We start from the raw sequence: 3,186 nt of genomic DNA, 5'->3' as shown, positions 1-3,186 counted from the left end.
TGGTACTATAGCTGTCTTGTGTAAGTATTCCGTCGCTCGTAAGGTCTTACGTCAAGTAAAGAAGAAATCAGGAGACAGGTTTTCTGGTTATGTCTATTCAATCGATGCAAAAGCTTATTTTGGAGCATCAGTAGAGGCTTGTCTTTGTATTCTTTCTACCAATGCCGATCGCAATATAGATTATGAAGTTTATGAAGATCTGAAAGATAAAAAAGCATCATACTTAATTGGAGAAAGAGATGGCTTGATTATCAAAAATACAGTTAATTATGAGAAGTGGAAACATTTGGCAGGTCAAGATCTAAAATATTTATGGCGATCTGGAATCAAGCATGATTGCTCTAAAATTATGGAGTTAGAGCGCATTCAAGATAACTTATTTCAAAATGGATTTGGCAAAAAATATATTCTAGAGGAAAACTATTTGTACCCTCTTTTAAAGAGTTCGGATATCGGCAATGGTAGAACTGATTATTATCGAAAGCTTTTACTGGTTACACAAAAGTCGGTTGGTGAAGCTACTAGTATTATTCAAGATAGAACACCTAAAACATGGCAATATTTGCTTGAACATGAAAAATATTTCAAAAATAGAAAGAGTTCTATTTACAAAAATAAGCCGCCATTTTCTATCTTTGGTGTTGGCTCGTATTCTTTCAAAGATTGGAAAATATCGATCTCTGGGCTTTATAAGAAACTAAATTTTTGTCTGATTAAACCTTTGGATGGAAAATCAGTAATGTTTGATGACACTGTGAATTTTTTGTCTTTTGAAACTGAGGAAGAAGCCAAATTCATTTTTGGATTAGTCACCTCTAATCCTGCATTAGAGTTTCTTAACTCCATGATTTTTTGGGATGAAAAGAGACCAATTACAATAGATATCCTAAAGCGGCTATCCCTGAAATCTGTTACAAAAGAACTGGGATCTTTAGAAGATTATCTGCAATGGGATGAAGCTATCCAGATAACTTCTAATTGTCAGTTAGAATTTGAATTAGCCGATTAGCATTCACATTGCAAAGTTTCAGGAGACAATTAACGTAATATTTTAACAATCAAAGATTACCCGATTGGCTCTCCCGTACTTATGGGGATAATTATTGCCGATCGAGACTTCTAGCCACTAAGAATAGGAGAACTAGCAGCAATTTCAGGGACAACTGACTATAATGGAAGTATGGATGAATTAATTTTACTAATTCATGCGTAGATCGAGGAGAGTCACAATGTTAAACAGCGTTGTTCCAATGGGTTGGCTCTGGGAAATAGCCCAAAAATGCAGAGCAGACCTCAGATCGCATTCTTTTTATCAATCCGTCTCCAATGCTTCGAGCCGCAAAGATTTTTACTGGGTTCACCAGCTCTATCATCTTTCGGCCGACTTTACTGCGGCAACTGCTCTCCGCTACGGCAAATGCGATGACCCCCGTTTTCGGGATGCTTTTGGCGAACATGCGGCTGAAGAAGTTGAACACCCAGCACAGTTAGCCAGATGGATGCGTGAGTTTGGCTTTCTCAAGCTCGATCGATTGCCGACTTCAGTTCCACCAAATTTAGCAACATTGGCATTGGGTTCTTATTTTATTCGATCGGTCATGCGAGAGCCATTTGCACACCAGATCATTACTCTGAACTTAATGACCGAAAGCATTGCGGTGGATTTTTATGCTCAGGTTAACCCTAAACTTGCTGAACTAGAATTAACCCCTAAAGAATACTGGCTAGTTCATCAGGAAGCGGATACTCATCATCAGATCTTAGGATTGGATCTAATTCCACAGTGTTCGCAAGATTCTCCTTTGGGAGCTGACTATCTCCACACAGTCTATGAAGTTACACAGCTTTGGCGACAGCTATTCGACTCTTGGAATCAAGTGATTCAATGCCCAGATCGGGAGGTTGCTTACATCTAGTTATCGATCGGGTAATCACCGTTGCGCAGCAGATGCAGTCAGAAAAATCGGCAATCGATCTTAAATCTTGACTGGCAAAGTAGCCGTCTCTAGCCAAAATTCTTCAATCCCCCGCACAATTTTAAACAACTGGGGGAGATTTCGGGATTTAGCAATATAGCAATTGACATGGAGATCGTAGCTATTGGCGATATCTTCCTCATTGAGAGAAGTCGTCAATACCACCACGGGCAAATGTTTGAGCTTGGGATCGGCTTTGATTTCGGCTAAGACTTCGCGCCCATCTTTTTTGGGAAGATTGAGATCTAGGAGCACCAAATCGGGGAGGGAAACGTTGGTGTATTCCCCCTCCTGATGGAGATAGGACATCGCCTCCATCCCATCCCGCGTCACCACTACCTCACAATGGGCAGCGGTGCTTTTCAGTGCTTCCTGAATCAGGCGGATGTCGCCGCGATTATCTTCGACTAATAGGATAGTTTTTACGTCCATTGATGCGATCTCGATCTCCTCCGCTAACAGGAATTGTAAACGAAAAAGTGCTGCCCTGGTCTGGCTCTGATGTGACCCAGATTTTGCCACGGTGACATTCGACGATCTTTTTACAGATGGTTAATCCCATGCCCGATCCTGAATACTCATCGCGAGTGTGAAGGCGTTGGAAGATCACAAAGATCCGCTCGAAAAAGCGGGGATCGATGCCAATCCCATTATCACGGACGGAGAATAACCAGTCGTCTTCCTGTCGTTCGATCGAGATATGAATCTGGGGGACTGTATCTGGTTTACGGAATTTGATCGCATTCCCAATTAGGTTTTGGAAGAGCTGCATTAGTTGCGTACTGTCGGCTACAATCGTCGGCATCGGGTCGAAAGTGACGATCGCGCCTGTTTCTGCAATTCGGCCGCGCAAGTGGCTCAGAGCGCGATTGAAGGCGGTAGATACTTCGGTCAGTCCCCACTCGATGCCGAGCAGGTCTACTTTGGAGTAGACTAATACGTCATCAATCAGAGTTTGCATCAAGCTGACACCCTCAACGGCAAAGCCGATAAACTCTTTGGCATCGCTATCGAGTTGCTCGCTGTACCGCATCTCTAGCAGTTGGACGTAATTTGCTACCTGATTTAAGGGTTCTTGCAAATCGTGGGAAGCGACATAGGCAAACTTCTTGAGTTCGGCGTTCGATCGTTCTAAATCGTTGGTGAGTAAGGCTAATTCTTCAGCTTGACGCAGTACAATATTGACGATCGCTTTACGGAGTTCGATCGC

The 3,186-nt window shown here is 42.5% G+C and carries 4 protein-coding genes; 2 read left to right on the top strand and 2 right to left on the bottom strand.

Going from position 1 to position 3,186, the window contains the following annotated elements; genetic code table 11:
• The coding region (locus tag RMO55_RS17555) for an SAM-dependent methyltransferase (RefSeq protein WP_396134381.1) at window positions 1-1,009 on the top strand (1,009 nt) is incomplete at its 5' end.
• A 220-nt stretch (window positions 1,010-1,229) separates the two neighbouring features.
• Entirely contained in the window at window positions 1,230-1,916 is a 687-nt protein-coding gene (locus tag RMO55_RS17550; protein WP_310428654.1) for an iron-containing redox enzyme family protein, read from the top strand.
• Between the two features lie 60 nt (window positions 1,917-1,976).
• Here RMO55_RS17550 and RMO55_RS17545 read toward each other — a convergent pair whose 3' ends face one another.
• Window positions 1,977-2,408, bottom strand: a complete 432-nt coding sequence (locus RMO55_RS17545) for a response regulator (RefSeq protein ID WP_310428652.1) — start codon at window positions 2,406-2,408, stop codon at window positions 1,977-1,979.
• Window positions 2,374-3,186, bottom strand: an 813-nt coding sequence (locus tag RMO55_RS17540; protein ID WP_310428650.1) for an ATP-binding protein, incomplete at its 5' end; no start/stop codon positions are given. The genes RMO55_RS17545 and RMO55_RS17540, both read right to left, overlap by 35 nt.

Origin of the sequence: Chamaesiphon sp. VAR_48_metabat_135_sub, assembly GCF_031418915.1 — a bacterium.
In the GTDB taxonomy this organism is placed as follows: domain Bacteria; phylum Cyanobacteriota; class Cyanobacteriia; order Cyanobacteriales; family Chamaesiphonaceae; genus Chamaesiphon.
The sequence above is the reverse complement of the archived record's forward strand: the minus strand, read 5'-3'. Positions and strand labels throughout refer to the sequence as shown.

Excerpts from the sequence above, each read along its gene's own strand:
- RMO55_RS17550 (WP_310428654.1), top strand. The coding sequence starts at position 1,230 with ATGTTAAACAGCGTTGTTCCAATGGGTTGGCTCTGGGAAATAGCCCAA.
- RMO55_RS17545 (WP_310428652.1), bottom strand. The coding sequence starts at position 2,408 with ATGGACGTAAAAACTATCCTATTAGTCGAAGATAATCGCGGCGACATC.